The organism is Thermoanaerobacterium sp. RBIITD, from assembly GCF_900205865.1.
Lineage (GTDB): Bacteria > Bacillota > Thermoanaerobacteria > Thermoanaerobacterales > Thermoanaerobacteraceae > Thermoanaerobacterium.
The window spans coordinates 663,610-683,931 of sequence record NZ_LT906662.1; the positions used below are offsets into that span (position 1 = coordinate 663,610).

Sequence of the window (20,322 nt, forward strand, 5' to 3'; positions counted from 1 at the left end):
TTCCAACCTTTACAATATTTTATCTTTTTTATAACTTTAATATAAAATATACAATTTGTATAATTAAAAATTTATATTCCACATAGATCGGAAACAACGGTAATAGATGAACTTGTTGACGTTGAGATAATGATATTTATATCCCACATAGTTCAGTGCAACCTTTTTATTTAATATCGAGTACTTGCTATCATAATACTTTATACTTGTTTATGTTATGCTAAAAGTGGTTCTTCCGTAAATTTGGTGAAAAGCAATTAACATTAATAAAGATTATTTATACTTACAAAAAATGAAATATTATGTATTATTATGACTGACTTAAGATTAATTTATTTCTTAAAAATTAAATGAAATCTATCAGATATTTGGATAGTTTCAGGCAGAATTTCAATCATTGCTATTGATGTCAAAAGTCTGTCCCGAATTTAAATCAATTAATTATACCCAATATTCCCCTTAATGCTGTTGCAGCAATGTCTCAATATGGATAATCTTAGAAAAAACATGTCTTATGCAATCATGAAGTCCTTTAATCTGCCAAGTGAAAAAGTCTGCAGATATTTACTTAAAAATCTACCTGGAAAATGCTTTAAATGATCTTACAACCCTCAATAAAAATCTATTGGCATTTTTTCTCATATCTCAGTCATCTTTCTAATATTGTTTTTAATGTCGACTACATCATCTTCATCAGCAAGCAAAACAATATAATCTCCAGATAGGATCTTTGTATTTCCTTTAGGAATAATTTCTATTCCTCCTCTTTTTATACCCACTACAAGGCAGTTATACGGCCATTCTATATCTTTTAACTTTTTCCCATCTATAAAAGAACCAACGGCAACAGGTATCTCAAACAAGATTTTGTTAGCATCATTATAATTATCTATATTTGCTTTTTTAATATTTTTTATTATCCTATTAAGCAGTGATTCATAGATAGGCATGTTTTTTAATAATCCTGATACAATGTATGATGTTATTGATACAGTACTTAGTGCAAGCAAATGGCTAAATGAGCCCGTCATTTCAGTAACTAAAAGACTACCTGTAATAGGAGCTCTAACAACGGCAGCAAAATATCCCGCCATAGCCAAAACAATAAAGTCTTTTAAATATAATTGATCGATATTAAAAATGTTTATTGTTATTATTCCATACACATTGCCTATTAAAGCGCCAATCGCAAGAAGAGGCATGAATATGCCGCCTGGCACTCCTGATCCATAGCTTACCATCGTGAATAAAAATTTTGCCAAAAGCATTACCAAGACAAATTTCAAGCCCAAATTTGCATTGCTAATCTTATTTACAAGGCTTTCACCACCACCAAGTGCTGCCGGTATGAATAATCCTATAACAACTGATAAAACTAGCGGAATAATAAGCTTCAATTGTGGTATTTTTACATATCTATTGTAGATATCCTGTGACTCTAAAAGCGCTTTATTAAATAAAATGCCACCAAGCCCAATTATCACTCCCAGCACCATAAGGTATGCATAATGAGAAAACGGAACTATAGGCAAATTGGTAATGCCAAATACTGTTTTAAGTCCGAGAAAAGTGTCAGTGATGTACGTCGCAGTAAGTGACGCCACCATTGACGATACGAGAACAAGCGGAGAGAAATTTTTGTGAAGTTCCTCAAGTGAAAATATTACACCTGCTAATGGTGCATTAAATGCTGCTGCTAATCCAGCGCCAGCACCACATGTAATAAGATACTTTTCCTCAAAACGAAGCCTTTTAAATGACCTGCTGACACCTTGTCCTATAGAAGCGCCAAGTTGGACACAAGGACCTTCACGTCCTAATGATAATCCAGCACTTATCATCAATATTGTACCTATAAACTTAAGTATTAATATTCTCAACCAGTTTAATTTAAAATAACCTATGATTGTTCCTTCCACTTGTGGTATACCGCTGCCGCTTATCATAGGTTCTAACTTCAGCAGATAATTTACAAATAGACCTAATGCGATTAAAAATACAAGCCATATAGGTATCAAGTAAATCCTGTTATCTAAAAATTTGTATAAAATTAATATGAATGTACCAGCCTTTTCTAATATAAATCTAAAAAGAGATACAATAAGTCCTGTGAATATACCTACAACAATTCCTTCTACTACTAATCTCTCTTTGAAGTTTTCTCTATTTTTAAATATTTCGTATATATGACTATTTCCGTTCATATGACTACCTCCCATGGTTTCATAAAAAATTATACATCAAATACATTCATAAGTTAAGTATGGAATATCGAGTCAGTTCTATTGTTTTATTCGTCGTTTATCTAAAATTAGGACGCTAGAGCCATTACAATGCTTCATTGACTAAACATGCATTATAATATATAATTTAATCAAATTTTAAACAGGAGGCTTTATTATGGCAACAATTGAAAAGCCAAAATATCGTCAGATATCACTTGATATTGCAAGAAAAATAATAAATGGCGATATAAAAGAAGGCGAGAAGCTTTATGGCAGGTCTGAACTTGCTGCACTATACAATGTATCGCCTGAGACGATAAGAAGAGCTATTACAGTATTGAAGGATATGGGTGTTGTTTCAGTATTGCATGGGAGTGGAATAATCATAAAATCAAGAGATTTGGCTTATAAATATGTAGATAGGTTCAACGAAACCGAATCATTAGAACAGCTTCAAAAAAAGCTTGAAAAGCTAATAAAGATTAAGAAGAGATTAGATGACGATTTGTCATCTATAATTGATAGAATAATAGATTATACAGTGAGTCTTAAAAACATAAATCCATTCAATCCTTTTGAAATTGAAATAAAAAGCAACACAAAGGCTATAGGAAAAACATTGTCAGAGCTTAACTTCTGGCAAAATACTGGCGGCACAATAATAGGTATACGAAGAGGTGATAAGATCATATTATCACCTGGGCCATATGCCGAGATAAAGTTCGGCGACATACTCGTAATCGTAGGCGATGGAGATGTTCCAATGAAGACTAAACATTTTTTGTACAATGATTAGTCTTCTTTTTATTTATATGATTAACATGCTTGCAACATTAATTGAAAAAAATACTGATTTAAAAGTAGTAAGAAAATTAAACCTCGGCGGTACTGACATAGCTTTTAATGCATTAAAATCTGGCGGTATTGACATGTACGTAGAGTATACGGGTACAGGACTTGTTAACATTTTAAAGAAGCCGTCACAAAACAACGCAGATACAGTATACAATGAAATAAAGAAAGACTTTAATGATAAATACAATCTAGACTGGCTAGAACCAATAGGTTTCAACAACACATACACACTTGCGGTATCACCTTCTGTAGAAGAAAAATACCACCCTAAGTCTATCACAGATCTTACAAAAATCTCAGATAACTTAGTATTGGGAAGCACAATGGAATTTACAGAAAGACCTGACGGATATCCGGGATTGCAGAAAGCTTACAATATCAATTTTAAATCTGTAAAAAGCATGGATTCAGGTTTAAGATACCCCGCTATACAAAAGGGAGATGTCGATGTAATTGACGCTTTTTCAATAGATGGGATGCTTGAAGCCTTTACTTTAATAGTTCTTAAAGATGACAAGAACTTCTTCCCACCATACTATGCTGCACCGCTCGTAAGAAATGATACACTAAAAAAACATCCAGGATTGGAAAGCGTATTAAATAAGCTTGCTGGGCAGATAGATGATGAAACAATGAGAAAATTAAACTACAAAGTTGACAAACTAGGTGAAGATCCAAAAACAGTAGCTGATAATTTCCTAAAATCAAAAGGTCTAATCAAATAACAATAAACAACGGACGGTCATAATTTTCAAAAGGACCGCCCCTATTTTTTTAAAAAAGTAAATAGATAGAAGTTCAACATATTATATTGCGTATTATACTTTTATTGAATCATCAAATAACTTTTCAAATTCCTTTTGTATATCAAGTAAATTTTGCGTGCCTCTAGCTGGATCCCCATAAACGGCCTAGATAACCTCCTTTGTCAAGACAGATTTTTATCGGCTTTTAGGAAAACTACCTCCTTCCTAAATTATAATATATTGGTAATTAAATATTGAATCTTTAATTTGCTTTTTCCAGAGTATTTCTACCATATGCGCACTCATTTTGCTTTTTTTTGAGCCTGAAGTACTAGTATCTCTTTATCATTATTCGTAATGCTCATTCAGCAGCTTCTAATACGAATGGTAACTCTATTTGTATACACTTGTAGTTAACCTTAATTCCTTCCCATCTTAGCTGGGTCTGGGCTGTAATACGCTTATAACCATATAAAAGTACATTGTGTGTAGATCTCATCAATTCGGCCCTTTATTACTATGTCTTCTTCGGATTGCGTTAATAGTTTGTAGTAAATACTTGTACAGATTAAGGTTTAATAAATTTACCTGTTCAGCAATTGAAATCTTTTTATTGTCTGGTTTCAGTAAAGCAATCGCTCCTCACGCATGAGAAATGATTCCAGATTTTTTTTGAGCTACTCCAATTTTGTTGTTATTCGTCTTATTTCTTTCATCCTCTTTCCTTCTGTTGAACTTTTCTCTTTTTTTAATTTATTGTCATTTCTCTCGAATAATCGAGGGAGATTTTTTAAGGCTATTCTTTACCATTTACTTAAAAGAGATGGATTAACCTCATTTCTGATGCGATTTGAGATAAGGTCTTTTTCTTCTTTCAAAAATTCCAGTAAAACTTTGGATTTAAACTCTGGTGAATATACCTTTTTCATATTTTTATTTTATCATATTTCTTAAAATCGATGATTTTTTATCTTAATTTATGGATTCATTAAAAAGATTTATTATCACTTGATTTATATGATAAAGCATTTCAATTCCACTATGGTTCGATTTAAATAAAGCCCTTTTCAGGTACATTTATGATGTCTTTAACGTTTCAATTCCACTATGGTTCGATTTAAATCCCCAATCGTCCATTCCTGCTGCAGCTGCTTTAAAGCCTTTCAATTCCACTATGGTTCGATTTAAATAGATTACTGATATTGTACCGCCTAATGGCATGATAGACTTTCAATTCCACTATGGTTCGATTTAAATGTAACCATTTTAAAAATCTAAAAAGGCTAAATCCAGCTTTCAATTCCACTATGGTTCGATTTAAATGGTATTCGAGGTTTAGACACAGGAAAGGATTTCTATCTTTCAATTCCACTATGGTTCGATTTAAATCAAAACAACGTATGGGACCGACAGGAACAATTCAGCGTTTCAATTCCACTATGGTTCGATTTAAATGAAAAACAAGCGAATGCAGAAGGCGACGAATTCTACGTTTCAATTCCACTATGGTTCGATTTAAATTCATTGCCGTTTTTTGTGTAGTTTGTCTTTTTGGCCAGTTTCAATTCCACTATGGTTCGATTTAAATTATACCGTTGATGGAAACATAATAAATTTTAGAAAGTTTCAATTCCACTATGGTTCGATTTAAATTAATTTACTTATAAATGTTGTAAATGGTATTATTTCGTTTCAATTCCACTATGGTTCGATTTAAATGAAATTAAAATGAATATAGCATATAAGCCTATAATTGTTTCAATTCCACTATGGTTCGATTTAAATTGCTTGATGAACCTGTAGACATGAACAATCATGCTAGTTTCAATTCCACTATGGTTCGATTTAAATACGGGCTCTTTTTTTATGTGTGTTACAAGGCAGGTGGTTTCAATTCCACTATGGTTCGATTTAAATAAGAGAGAAAAAAAGGCTGAAAAAGAAAAAAAAAGAGTTTCAATTCCACTATGGTTCGATTTAAATTAGCATAATATTCCCCATAAATAGTTTGTCTTGATAAGTTTCAATTCCACTATGGTTCGATTTAAATTCCCCAAGATTCAGCACGATTAACATAATTTCGAAAGTTTCAATTCCACTATGGTTCGATTTAAATTTGCCACAAGGTGTCAAATTGCAAACAATTCAAAAGGTTTCAATTCCACTATGGTTCGATTTAAATGTTCCAGGAAGTCAACAGCAGTGTTCAGTCATATTTGTTTCAATTCCACTATGGTTCGATTTAAATTCGTCAGGAAATGAATATTAGCTGTGATGAGCATATGAGTTTCAATTCCACTATGGTTCGATTTAAATAATAGTCTATATCATTTATTGGTTAAGAATTTTGGTGTTTCAATTCCACTATGGTTCGATTTAAATTTGATTCGTGAATATAACTGCTCTGGCTGATAAAGCGTTTCAATTCCACTATGGTTCGATTTAAATGCGTCACCGCCTACATTTGTTGTCGCCATTTCAAAGTTTCAATTCCACTATGGTTCGATTTAAATGATTAATACACAGCTTAATAATTCAGTTGATGACAGGTTTCAATTCCACTATGGTTCGATTTAAATTTTCCGAAAAAGCCGGGGATTGTCTGGGTGAAAAAGTTTCAATTCCACTATGGTTCGATTTAAATCGGAATAGACCGCACCAGGCTTGCACGAATAGAACTGTTTCAATTCCACTATGGTTCGATTTAAATTTGTATGTTATTGCCTGCTGCTGGTCGTTCCATAGCCGTTTCAATTCCACTATGGTTCTATTTAAATCCCTTTTTACCTCCTGCCTTCTAACCTTACAGCCAAGTTTCAATTCCACTATGGTTCGATTTAAATATATTTTATGTTCATCTTAAAACCTCCTAAAAAATAGTTTCAATTCCACTATGGTTCGATTTAAATCTTCAGGCATAGCCGATATGCCTAATAAAAATAAGGGTTTCAATTCCACTATGGTTCGATTTAAATTTACTTTTTGCATATAAATACCAAATATATTTCCACGTTTCAATTCCACTATGGTTCGATTTAAATTTTAAATTCCTTTCGTTAAAGATTCCGTTCCGTTCTCACTGGTTTCAATTCCACTATGGTTCGATTTAAATGTAATGTTGGCTTATGCAATTACCGTCCATAAGTCACGTTTCAATTCCACTATGGTTCGATTTAAATCACAATGATAAAAGGTGGATATTGAACTAGCAAGAAAGTTTCAATTCCACTATGGTTCGATTTAAATCATATAACCCTATAATAGCTACAATAATTATTAATATGTTTCAATTCCACTATGGTTCGATTTAAATTATAAAGAAATGAGTAGCCTCAGACATAATGACAAGGTTTCAATTCCACTATGGTTCGATTTAAATTTATTGGATTATCGAATGGTATAATTGAAATAAATACAGTTTCAATTCCACTATGGTTCGATTTAAATATTACAACAACCTAATAGCAATAGTATTTTTTCAAAGTTTCAATTCCACTATGGTTCGATTTAAATAAAAACTTAATGTTGTGTTTTCATTGAATGATAATTTGTTTCAATTCCACTATGGTTCGATTTAAATTGCAAATGTCACTGGAATATTAGATCTTACGACAACGTTTCAATTCCACTATGGTTCGATTTAAATACAAGTACAGACAGAAACATCAAGAATATCTACTTTGTTTCAATTCCACTATGGTTCGATTTAAATGCCAGCCAATGACAATCTGTACAGGGTAAGAAAGTCTGTTTCAATTCCACTATGGTTCGATTTAAATAAAGGCTAATGAGCAGCATGAACAAATACGAGAAAAGTTTCAATTCCACTATGGTTCGATTTAAATTCAAAACAAGGCAAAGAAGGATTATGTGCTTGACACGGTTTCAATTCCACTATGGTTCGATTTAAATTTGGGCTGGCAGCCAGTGTTGACATTGACGGAATCAGTTTCAATTCCACTATGGTTCGATTTAAATTGTACTGCCAATGCAAGTGCGATTACAAGGTCATCAGTTTCAATTCCACTATGGTTCGATTTAAATTCTACAGCAGAGTTAGGTCAAGCCCTTGAACGTACTGGTTTCAATTCCACTATGGTTCGATTTAAATTTATATGTTGTAGTATGTATCCAAGGGGCTAGATACGTTTCAATTCCACTATGGTTCGATTTAAATGCGCCAGCCGTTCCGCGAGTTCGTCGCCGATATCATGTTTCAATTCCACTATGGTTCGATTTAAATTTGCGGACGTATTTCGTGTTCTTTTCTCTGCAGTGCGTTTCAATTCCACTATGGTTCGATTTAAATGCTTAAAGGGATCATTGACAGAGAAGGTGATGCACAGTTTCAATTCCACTATGGTTCGATTTAAATCATCAGAACTAACCGCTAGTGAAGCTCAAAAATTTATGTTTCAATTCCACTATGGTTCGATTTAAATAAGAATATATATTTAACAAAGAATATGAAACTGAGCAGTTTCAATTCCACTATGGTTCGATTTAAATTGTAGCGGTAAAGTCCATCACGTTTACGTAAAGTTCGTTTCAATTCCACTATGGTTCGATTTAAATCAGAAAAAATAAAACAAGCAGAACAATTAAATAACGAGTTTCAATTCCACTATGGTTCGATTTAAATATTCACCATCAATCAATGCCAATATTGAATCCTCTGCGTTTCAATTCCACTATGGTTCGATTTAAATTAATTGTTATAAACCGTGTACTGATAGCACTCTTTGTGTTTCAATTCCACTATGGTTCGATTTAAATAATATTCAAAAAGGTCACTGGAATTGATATATAACTAGTTTCAATTCCACTATGGTTCGATTTAAATGGGGACCATATTCTACTAAAGAAGTTAATGAATTTTGTTTCAATTCCACTATGGTTCGATTTAAATCTAAACTTGCAAAATGAATATCACCACCCGGAATCGGGTTTCAATTCCACTATGGTTCGATTTAAATTTTCATTTTTTTAGTCTTGATTGCACCGCATAAAAAGTTTCAATTCCACTATGGTTCGATTTAAATTGTAGCGGTAAAGTCCATCACGTTTACGTAAAGTTCGTTTCAATTCCACTATGGTTCGATTTAAATCAGAAAAAATAAAACAAGCAGAACAATTAAATAACGAGTTTCAATTCCACTATGGTTCGATTTAAATATTCACCATCAATCAATGCCAATATTGAATCCTCTGCGTTTCAATTCCACTATGGTTCGATTTAAATTAATTGTTATAAACCGTGTACTGATAGCACTCTTTGTGTTTCAATTCCACTATGGTTCGATTTAAATGCTATAGCTTTGTTTACCGGCCTGTAACTTATAAAGGTTTCAATTCCACTATGGTTCGATTTAAATTGGACTTGAAAAGCTGCTTATGACTGCTCCTGTTGAGTTTCAATTCCACTATGGTTCGATTTAAATCTATAGACTTTAATCAATTAGTATTAAATAAATTAGGTTTCAATTCCACTATGGTTCGATTTAAATGCTGTTTTATAAGCCAGTCTGTCCATCTGTCTAATAAGTTTCAATTCCACTATGGTTCGATTTAAATCTGATGGCAAGCCTTATAACGCACTTGTTATGTGCCCGTTTCAATTCCACTATGGTTCGATTTAAATTGATGGGCAGTAAACTTGAAGCTGCAATGAACATTGAGTTTCAATTCCACTATGGTTCGATTTAAATTCAATATTCAGAATTAGGATTTCCTGTCATATGTGGGTTTCAATTCCACTATGGTTCGATTTAAATAAAGAACCATATTCATGCTTTTTCAACACTTTGTACGTTTCAATTCCACTATGGTTCGATTTAAATATAACCGTCTGTCAGGACTATACATACGTTTGGTCTGTTTCAATTCCACTATGGTTCGATTTAAATTATTTTTGTATTTGTTGCTATTGGTTCAACAAAATGGTTTCAATTCCACTATGGTTCGATTTAAATAAAATTGCTGATAATGAGTTGACAACTCCTAACACAGTTTCAATTCCACTATGGTTCGATTTAAATACATTGACAGAAACAGACTGGATAGCTGAGATACTTAGTTTCAATTCCACTATGGTTCGATTTAAATGCGCCAGCCGTTCCGCGAGTTCGTCGCCGATATCATGTTTCAATTCCACTATGGTTCGATTTAAATTTGCGGACGTATTTCGTGTTCTTTTCTCTGCAGTGCGTTTCAATTCCACTATGGTTCGATTTAAATGCTTAAAGGGATCATTGACAGAGAAGGTGATGCACAGTTTCAATTCCACTATGGTTCGATTTAAATCATCAGAACTAACCGCTAGTGAAGCTCAAAAATTTATGTTTCAATTCCACTATGGTTCGATTTAAATAAGAATATATATTTAACAAAGAATATGAAACTGAGCAGTTTCAATTCCACTATGGTTCGATTTAAATTGTAGCGGTAAAGTCCATCACGTTTACGTAAAGTTCGTTTCAATTCCACTATGGTTCGATTTAAATAAAGAACCATATTCATGCTTTTTCAACACTTTGTACGTTTCAATTCCACTATGGTTCGATTTAAATATAACCGTCTGTCAGGACTATACATACGTTTGGTCTGTTTCAATTCCACTATGGTTCGATTTAAATTTCGTCTTTAGTTAAATGTTTTTTAATAAGACTTAAGTTTCAATTCCACTATGGTTCGATTTAAATCCTTACCTTGCAATACTAACTCTCTGAATCGTTTTGTGTTTCAATTCCACTATGGTTCGATTTAAATAAACGAGGATTATGTATTTGATAGAACATAAAGGGAGGTTTCAATTCCACTATGGTTCGATTTAAATTTCATTTGCGTCCACATTTGTTGCTGCAAGTTCCAAGTTTCAATTCCACTATGGTTCGATTTAAATTTACAAAAAGCCTTTTTTATTTTCTAAAAAATTTTAAGTTTCAATTCCACTATGGTTCGATTTAAATGTTTCAAAAAGGTGAATTTGTGAAATACATTATGGCGTTTCAATTCCACTATGGTTCGATTTAAATCCATAAACAAGGAGTGATAATAGTATGCCTAAGCCAAAGTTTCAATTCCACTATGGTTCGATTTAAATTTACTACGGGAACCACAAGATAAGCAGCGGCCTGACGTTTCAATTCCACTATGGTTCGATTTAAATATCTACATCAATTACATTATTATTTCCTTCAGTATCGTTTCAATTCCACTATGGTTCGATTTAAATATGTATTTGTATCAATATTGTTTGGCAGTCCAATTAGTTTCAATTCCACTATGGTTCGATTTAAATTTGTAAGGTTGTATTAGAAACTTTTAGTCTACCTATAGTTTCAATTCCACTATGGTTCGATTTAAATAGTCCGAAGAAGATGCTTATGCAATCCTTGTGAGAGAGTTTCAATTCCACTATGGTTCGATTTAAATGAAAAATATGAGTTATCACATGCTTTTGATCCACCTGTTTCAATTCCACTATGGTTCGATTTAAATCATAAAACCTATAAAAACAAAAGAAGAACTAAAAAATGTTTCAATTCCACTATGGTTCGATTTAAATCCGATAAAAGCCAACTTTACATCCTTTTATTGCTAAAGTTTCAATTCCACTATGGTTCGATTTAAATTTGAATGTCAAGGAAAATTAATAAAAAAATAAACAGGGTTTCAATTCCACTATGGTTCGATTTAAATCATGCAATTTACTTTACTGCCTCAAAACACATACTTGGTTTCAATTCCACTATGGTTCGATTTAAATGGGAATGATACAAAAACTCCATTTTTGCCTTGTATCGTTTCAATTCCACTATGGTTCGATTTAAATTTACAGTACGTTGTTCCATGAGATGGTGCATTCAACGTTTCAATTCCACTATGGTTCGATTTAAATACGACTACGAACATCCTAATCAGTCCGTATTATACGTTTCAATTCCACTATGGTTCGATTTAAATACTCCCGTCATCTTCTTTAATGTAGAAAAGACCTGTGTTTCAATTCCACTATGGTTCGATTTAAATCGATCAACACTGGCTAGGAAGATTATTCTTGTACAAGTTTCAATTCCACTATGGTTCGATTTAAATGAAGAATCTCTTTTATAGTCAACTTACTTTCATAACGTTTCAATTCCACTATGGTTCGATTTAAATATTTGTGGTGATGATAAAGATACATACTTTTTTTGTGTTTCAATTCCACTATGGTTCGATTTAAATATTTTGCTAACGTAATAAATAAAATTACTTAAAATTGTTTCAATTCCACTATGGTTCGATTTAAATCGACCCCGCAGAAGGTTTAAAACACTTTGCAAACACGTTTCAATTCCACTATGGTTCGATTTAAATTGCGAGAGCTGCAAGGAGCAGTTCGGAGAGTACGACGTTTCAATTCCACTATGGTTCGATTTAAATGTTCCTCAAGATAAATCCAATATAATCCATACATTAGTTTCAATTCCACTATGGTTCGATTTAAATCAACTGCGGTAATGGGGTTAATACATCAAGTACAAAAGTTTCAATTCCACTATGGTTCGATTTAAATTAACAGGGCAAGGTTTTTAGCAGGTGAAATTCCTGCGTTTCAATTCCACTATGGTTCGATTTAAATTTAACATCAATTCAATCACCTCCTTATTATTATTTTGTTTCAATTCCACTATGGTTCGATTTAAATTTGTACAACATTAGAGGAATTAAAAAGAGAATATAAGTTTCAATTCCACTATGGTTCGATTTAAATTGTAGAGCCTGGTAAATACATATTCCCTTGAACTTCGTTTCAATTCCACTATGGTTCGATTTAAATATCACAGAATTTGTCAAAGCTTGTTGTTAATGTTTTGTTTCAATTCCACTATGGTTCGATTTAAATCCTTCTTTGTCCTCCATTTCATTGTCTATGAGTTTTGTTTCAATTCCACTATGGTTCGATTTAAATCCAAACTTATAGCATTGAAGTTACGAGTAGTCAAAAGTTTCAATTCCACTATGGTTCGATTTAAATTAAGCCTAAAAAGAATGACAATATACGAATTAGGAAGTTTCAATTCCACTATGGTTCGATTTAAATCTGATCCTCGGGTGCTAACTCTCTCGATATGTCATCGTTTCAATTCCACTATGGTTCGATTTAAATACTGATGCTGTGTCCCTGACGATGTTCGAAAATACACGTTTCAATTCCACTATGGTTCGATTTAAATTATTAAAGCGGAACCCGATTGCCACTTCAGGGGGGTGTTTCAATTCCACTATGGTTCGATTTAAATAAAGACAGTACAATCAACGCAACCTGTTCAAACTCATGTTTCAATTCCACTATGGTTCGATTTAAATTGAAGCTGATAACAACGATCTTATTAAAATTATTCGTTTCAATTCCACTATGGTTCGATTTAAATTTGATAGGTATTCAAAAGCCTTATCATCGTTCCATTCGTTTCAATTCCACTATGGTTCGATTTAAATTAATATAAATAAAAATAATAATAACAGGAAGGAAGTGTTTCAATTCCACTATGGTTCGATTTAAATCGACAGAACATTATCTGCGCACGCAATTTTACATCAAGTTTCAATTCCACTATGGTTCGATTTAAATTATCTCTACAATTTTTGTATATATCATTGTATAAATTGTTTCAATTCCACTATGGTTCGATTTAAATTTTGTATTTTTTAAGTTCTGCAATATAGTCTGAAATAGTTTCAATTCCACTATGGTTCGATTTAAATGGTCATTTGGAATAATACGACAGCGTATGAAAGAAAAGTTTCAATTCCACTATGGTTCGATTTAAATACATTAGAAGGAGAACATATAGCGAGGGTAGGCGATGTTTCAATTCCACTATGGTTCGATTTAAATCCACTCATACCTATTTCACTAAAGGGAATTTCAGTAGTTTCAATTCCACTATGGTTCGATTTAAATGAGACTTCGACGGGTATATTTCTGTAAGTTTGTCCAGTTTCAATTCCACTATGGTTCGATTTAAATAAGGAGGAGCAACAATGATAATAGCAAATATGACAGTTTCAATTCCACTATGGTTCGATTTAAATCAACTCGTTCAAAACTGTTTTTTTATCTTCGGATATGTTTCAATTCCACTATGGTTCGATTTAAATTATGTCTTATACGTTTGCCAAACAAATCAAAACCTGGTTTCAATTCCACTATGGTTCGATTTAAATGGATGTTTATCGGGCTGTTAAGTCTTTGTATATGCCGTTTCAATTCCACTATGGTTCGATTTAAATTAACAATCGTATTATTATTAAATGTACTGAAAGATGGTTTCAATTCCACTATGGTTCGATTTAAATTTGTGTAGATTATACCTTAATCGTATTCGATGATATGTTTCAATTCCACTATGGTTCGATTTAAATTAGCACATCAGCAACGGGTGTAACAATCAGCATAAAGTTTCAATTCCACTATGGTTCGATTTAAATTTCAAGCAGGAATCTGCTTTGGACTTAATTATATATGTTTCAATTCCACTATGGTTCGATTTAAATTATTTGTTTGATTACTTAAAGAAACACATTAAAGATGTTTCAATTCCACTATGGTTCGATTTAAATTGTTGTATTTATAAATAATCAACAAATTCAATTAGAGTTTCAATTCCACTATGGTTCGATTTAAATCATGCCCACATATACTACATTTTTGCGACGTAAATTTGTTTCAATTCCACTATGGTTCGATTTAAATTTTTACAAAAAAAATTATAAGGAGGAATTTATTTAAGTTTCAATTCCACTATGGTTCGATTTAAATTTTGTATTATGTCGTCGGGAGAAATGTTCCCGACAAGTTTCAATTCCACTATGGTTCGATTTAAATAGAAGAATACACGAGAGTGTATTAGCAGTATTTAAAAGTTTCAATTCCACTATGGTTCGATTTAAATGATGTTCCTATGTTTGGCATAATTAAATAAGGACAACGTTTCAATTCCACTATGGTTCGATTTAAATGACCATACCGACGGCGGGGGTGCTGTCGGCGAGTGAGTTTCAATTCCACTATGGTTCGATTTAAATTTTGTATTATGTCGTCGGGAGAAATGTTCCCGACAAGTTTCAATTCCACTATGGTTCGATTTAAATAGAAGAATACACGAGAGTGTATTAGCAGTATTTAAAAGTTTCAATTCCACTATGGTTCGATTTAAATGATGTTCCTATGTTTGGCATAATTAAATAAGGACAACGTTTCAATTCCACTATGGTTCGATTTAAATGACCATACCGACGGCGGGGGTGCTGTCGGCGAGTGAGTTTCAATTCCACTATGGTTCGATTTAAATTTTGTATTATGTCGTCGGGAGAAATGTTCCCGACAAGTTTCAATTCCACTATGGTTCGATTTAAATAGAAGAATACACGAGAGTGTATTAGCAGTATTTAAAAGTTTCAATTCCACTATGGTTCGATTTAAATGATGTTCCTATGTTTGGCATAATTAAATAAGGACAACGTTTCAATTCCACTATGGTTCGATTTAAATGACCATACCGACGGCGGGGGTGCTGTCGGCGAGTGAGTTTCAATTCCACTATGGTTCGATTTAAATTACTGCACGCAGAGCATAGGACTTGTGGAGTATCCTAGTTTCAATTCCACTATGGTTCGATTTAAATACAAGAGGATATTTGGCGATTCCTGTTAAGGCAAATGTTTCAATTCCACTATGGTTCGATTTAAATTGCATTGACTGTACTACCATTCTCATCTGCAATAGCGTTTCAATTCCACTATGGTTCGATTTAAATGAAGGTTATTTTGCACGTCGGCATAAATCATGGTCAAGTTTCAATTCCACTATGGTTCGATTTAAATTAATTCATGTTCGGTTAATTTTCTATCTATATCAAAGTTTCAATTCCACTATGGTTCGATTTAAATGGAAGTGTGTTAATTGAATATTTTAAAAAAAGAAAAGTTTCAATTCCACTATGGTTCGATTTAAATTATAGTGCTCAAGTAATTGCCACTAAAAATGATTCTGTTTCAATTCCACTATGGTTCGATTTAAATAGGCTATCGCTATTGTAGAAGTCAAAGAGGCATCTAGTTTCAATTCCACTATGGTTCGATTTAAATTTTGATACGAGATAATATAGATATTAATGATATTTAGTTTCAATTCCACTATGGTTCGATTTAAATGCGAGATATAAGAAAGAATCCTCTCTCCTGACAAAGGTTTCAATTCCACTATGGTTCGATTTAAATGAATGTGGCAATTATACAAAAAGCTGCCCAAGACACAGTTTCAATTCCACTATGGTTCGATTTAAATCCTGTCAAAGCCAATTTTCTCTAGCGTGCCTGCCATGTTTCAATTCCACTATGGTTCGATTTAAATTGCTGATTCTAAAATACACATAATAGCTACAATGAGGTTTCAATTCCACTATGGTTCGATTTAAATAAGGCGTGGATAAGGCACATAGAATTGCAGTACTGGAGTTTCAATTCCACTATGGTTCGATTTAAATAATTATATCTTTTGCACTTAGAAGAGCTCAGAGATAGTTTCAATTCCACTATGGTTCGATTTAAATTATTTTATTTATCCATTCTGTTATTCTGTCAATAATGTTTCAATTCCACTATGGTTCGATTTAAATTATCCCAAAAGAATTTGAAATCAACCCTAACACAAAGTTTCAATTCCACTATGGTTCGATTTAAATTTGCTATATCATTTCCAAAAAGCAGAACTGCAAGTGAGTTTCAATTCCACTATGGTTCGATTTAAATGTGTTCTACTAATTGTATTGTAAATTCTGCTTGTGCGTTTCAATTCCACTATGGTTCGATTTAAATCATTCAAAATAGTTAAAGTTACACGAGTAACACTAGCGTTTCAATTCCACTATGGTTCGATTTAAATAATAGTAGAAGTACTACCAGTAGAATAATTAAGTAAGTTTCAATTCCACTATGGTTCGATTTAAATGACCATACCGACGGCGGGGGTGCTGTCGGCGAGTGAGTTTCAATTCCACTATGGTTCGATTTAAATTTTAGATATAATGAAGGTTGTATTAAATGAAGATGCGTTTCAATTCCACTATGGTTCGATTTAAATGGTACGACCATATAAACACAGTAAAAACAGTTATGGGTTTCAATTCCACTATGGTTCGATTTAAATTATCTCATTGCCATTCTTATCATGCTTTCCTGTCCAGGTTTCAATTCCACTATGGTTCGATTTAAATTCCTTTCTGTTATTATTATTTCGGCTTACCATCATCGTTTCAATTCCACTATGGTTCGATTTAAATTGATATTTCATATAACAGTATGAATATTTATATTCATGTTTCAATTCCACTATGGTTCGATTTAAATTCTCATTGCCAAAACTATTCAATTTAGCAGTACAATGTTTCAATTCCACTATGGTTCGATTTAAATGAGTTTTACGTAAAGCAATATCAAAGGTTGAAGGGAGTTTCAATTCCACTATGGTTCGATTTAAATATTATCCCGTCTACTGCAAGATTAAGTCCTAATACTGTTTCAATTCCACTATGGTTCGATTTAAATGAATTTTTCTTTGCATCATCTAGTCCTTTATTAAACGTTTCAATTCCACTATGGTTCGATTTAAATCAGACCAATAGTGGCGGGTGCAGATGCACTTATAGAGTTTCAATTCCACTATGGTTCGATTTAAATCCAGATGTATTTTATATAGCCTTTTGATACTTTCGTGTTTCAATTCCACTATGGTTCGATTTAAATTGGTATCTTCGTGATAGGGGTGCTGTTACTCTTACAGGTTTCAATTCCACTATGGTTCGATTTAAATTTCTGCTGACGAATAAAACATTTCTATGAGTTCGTCGTTTCAATTCCACTATGGTTCGATTTAAATCAAGCACAGTGCAAACAAATGTAAGCTTGTATACATGTTTCAATTCCACTATGGTTCGATTTAAATCTTGACCTGCTTATTAAGTGCAAGGCACAAAAGCTGGTTTCAATTCCACTATGGTTCGATTTAAATCCTTGCGATAATCTACTGTGTTATTGCCTCCATTTGCGTTTCAATTCCACTATGGTTCGATTTAAATGCACTTTCATGTTATACTTTTCTGCGATTTCTTCTAGTTTCAATTCCACTATGGTTCGATTTAAATTAAAGATATGCGACGCTGCATATAAGGATAAGACTCGTTTCAATTCCACTATGGTTCGATTTAAATTCGATAACATGCCTTTACGCTTTATAACTACCTTATGTTTCAATTCCACTATGGTTCGATTTAAATTGCAAATATTGACCGCTTAATAGTCGGACAAAAGGCGTTTCAATTCCACTATGGTTCGATTTAAATTTTGTTATTGTAATGCCCGACAAGATTAAATCCTGCGTTTCAATTCCACTATGGTTCGATTTAAATCCGGTCATGTGAGCCCGTTCCGAGGTTTTCGAAGCTGTTTCAATTCCACTATGGTTCGATTTAAATGCTATCTTCGTTATTATTTATACCCTTAGTAACAGAGTTTCAATTCCACTATGGTTCGATTTAAATATAAAACTTAACAATGCAAAAGCAGCTCTTGCTAATAGTTTCAATTCCACTATGGTTCGATTTAAATTATTTCTTGTATTTTCTCTTTGTTTTTCTCATAAGCGTTTCAATTCCACTATGGTTCGATTTAAATTAGGAGCGACAGCGGGTGCAGCGGTGATACCTGTCATGTTTCAATTCCACTATGGTTCGATTTAAATTGTGCTTTGAGATCTGCCTCAAGTTCTTTCATTGGCGTTTCAATTCCACTATGGTTCGATTTAAATCATGAAATATTGGATCTGCTAAAAGAATATAAAGCAGTTTCAATTCCACTATGGTTCGATTTAAATTTTCTTTGTTTGTTGCTATCTTAATTCCCTTCAGTTGTTTCAATTCCACTATGGTTCGATTTAAATTGACTTTGATAAAAAGGTTACGTCAATAGTAATTGAGTTTCAATTCCACTATGGTTCGATTTAAATTGCCTCTCTGTGCGTTGTCGAATTGAACCAAGCGTAGTTTCAATTCCACTATGGTTCGATTTAAATAGTAAGCACTTGTTTTACGACATCTAAAACAGGTGAGTTTCAATTCCACTATGGTTCGATTTAAATGAAATATTGTTGTAAAACATACTTCTTCTCACTGCCGTTTCAATTCCACTATGGTTCGATTTAAATTACAAAGTTTGGGTTTTTTTCAATAAATTCTGCAATGTTTCAATTCCACTATGGTTCGATTTAAATGGAAATAGTGACAGGATATCATGTACAGGTTGATATTGTTTCAATTCCACTATGGTTCGATTTAAATTATTGCTAATGAACTTATTAATGTGTTAGCTGAAAAGTTTCAATTCCACTATGGTTCGATTTAAATTTTATTCCACCCTCCTTCCAGTCAAATTACTTTCAGTTTCAATTCCACTATGGTTCGATTTAAATTCTATCTTCAAAAGAACACGTGTAAGCTTTTAAAAAAGTTTCAATTCCACTATGGTTCGATTTAAATCAATCCTGAATTGTTCTATGGTAAATTCATAGAATTGTTTCAATTCCACTATGGTTCGATTTAAATTTGCAAACAAAAACAAGTGTAGAGGAGGTAAAATAATAGTTTCAATTCCACTATGGTTCGATTTAAATAGAAGAAAATAAAGAAGATGCTTCTAATGTTTTCTCGTTTCAATTCCACTATGGTTCGATTTAAATCCAAGACCCGGATTAGCCTTTTGCCACATCCTCCAATGTTTCAATTCCACTATGGTTCGATTTAAATATATTATGGTAAAAAAGAAAAGGGGAAGAAATATTGGTTTCAATTCCACTATGGTTCGATTTAAATGGTATATGTCATCTAATTCTTCCATTTTTGCACCACGTTTCAATTCCACTATGGTTCGATTTAAATTCTTGAGCTTCCGATAAAGACTCTTTTAAAAATCCTCGTTTCAATTCCACTATGGTTCGATTTAAATTGCCTGCTGTGAGAAATTCCAATAGTAGTAGCTAGGCGTTTCAATTCCACTATGGTTCGATTTAAATTGAGTTTGACAACAAAAATTTCACATATTTAGCAATGTTTCAATTCCACTATGGTTCGATTTAAATCTGATATAGCACAGGATACACTAGAAACTGAGACAGGTTTCAATTCCACTATGGTTCGATTTAAATGAAAGAAGAAAATCTAATCAAATTCATTAGACAGCTGTTTCAATTCCACTATGGTTCGATTTAAATTCATGGTAATATTCATCATATTGCCATAATACAGGTGTTTCAATTCCACTATGGTTCGATTTAAATGATTCCCTGAAGCTAATTCTCCAGGTGTTGTTACAAGTTTCAATTCCACTATGGTTCGATTTAAATTTAATAGTAATTCTAACAACTCCATCAATTAGTAGTTGTTTCAATTCCACTA

Annotated in this window: 3 protein-coding genes and 1 CRISPR repeat array (1 of these 4 only partly in view); of the genes, 2 read left to right on the plus strand and 1 reads right to left on the minus strand. The window is 32.7% G+C overall.

Annotated elements, in window-relative coordinates:
• Positions 1 to 638 precede the first annotated feature (638 nt).
• Positions 639 to 2,204, minus strand: a complete 1,566-nt coding sequence (locus CPG45_RS03240) for a ClC family H(+)/Cl(-) exchange transporter (RefSeq protein WP_096230607.1) — start codon at positions 2,202 to 2,204, stop codon at positions 639 to 641.
• Between the two features lie 196 nt (positions 2,205 to 2,400).
• On the opposite strand from CPG45_RS03240, the gene CPG45_RS03245 reads away from it, so the two are divergent.
• Positions 2,401 to 3,021 carry a GntR family transcriptional regulator gene (locus CPG45_RS03245; protein WP_096230608.1) on the plus strand — a complete coding sequence of 207 codons (621 nt, stop codon included), beginning with the start codon at positions 2,401 to 2,403 and terminating at the stop codon, positions 3,019 to 3,021.
• Complete coding sequence (locus CPG45_RS03250) at positions 3,014 to 3,805, plus strand: glycine betaine ABC transporter substrate-binding protein (protein ID WP_096230609.1); 792 nt, start codon at positions 3,014 to 3,016, stop codon at positions 3,803 to 3,805. The genes CPG45_RS03245 and CPG45_RS03250 overlap by 8 nt, the downstream gene beginning before the upstream one ends.
• A gap of 1,048 nt (positions 3,806 to 4,853) precedes the next feature.
• Positions 4,854 to 20,322: direct repeats of the CRISPR family, unit length 30 nt; unit sequence GTTTCAATTCCACTATGGTTCGATTTAAAT; it runs 3,791 nt beyond the window's last position.

What these genes read in the sequence shown, in the direction of transcription:
- CPG45_RS03240 (WP_096230607.1), bottom strand. Translation starts at nt 2,204, where the DNA reads ATGAACGGAAATAGTCATATATACGAAATATTTAAAAATAGAGAAAAC.
- CPG45_RS03245 (WP_096230608.1), top strand. Translation starts at nt 2,401, where the DNA reads ATGGCAACAATTGAAAAGCCAAAATATCGTCAGATATCACTTGATATT.
- CPG45_RS03250 (WP_096230609.1), top strand. Translation starts at nt 3,014, where the DNA reads ATGATTAGTCTTCTTTTTATTTATATGATTAACATGCTTGCAACATTA.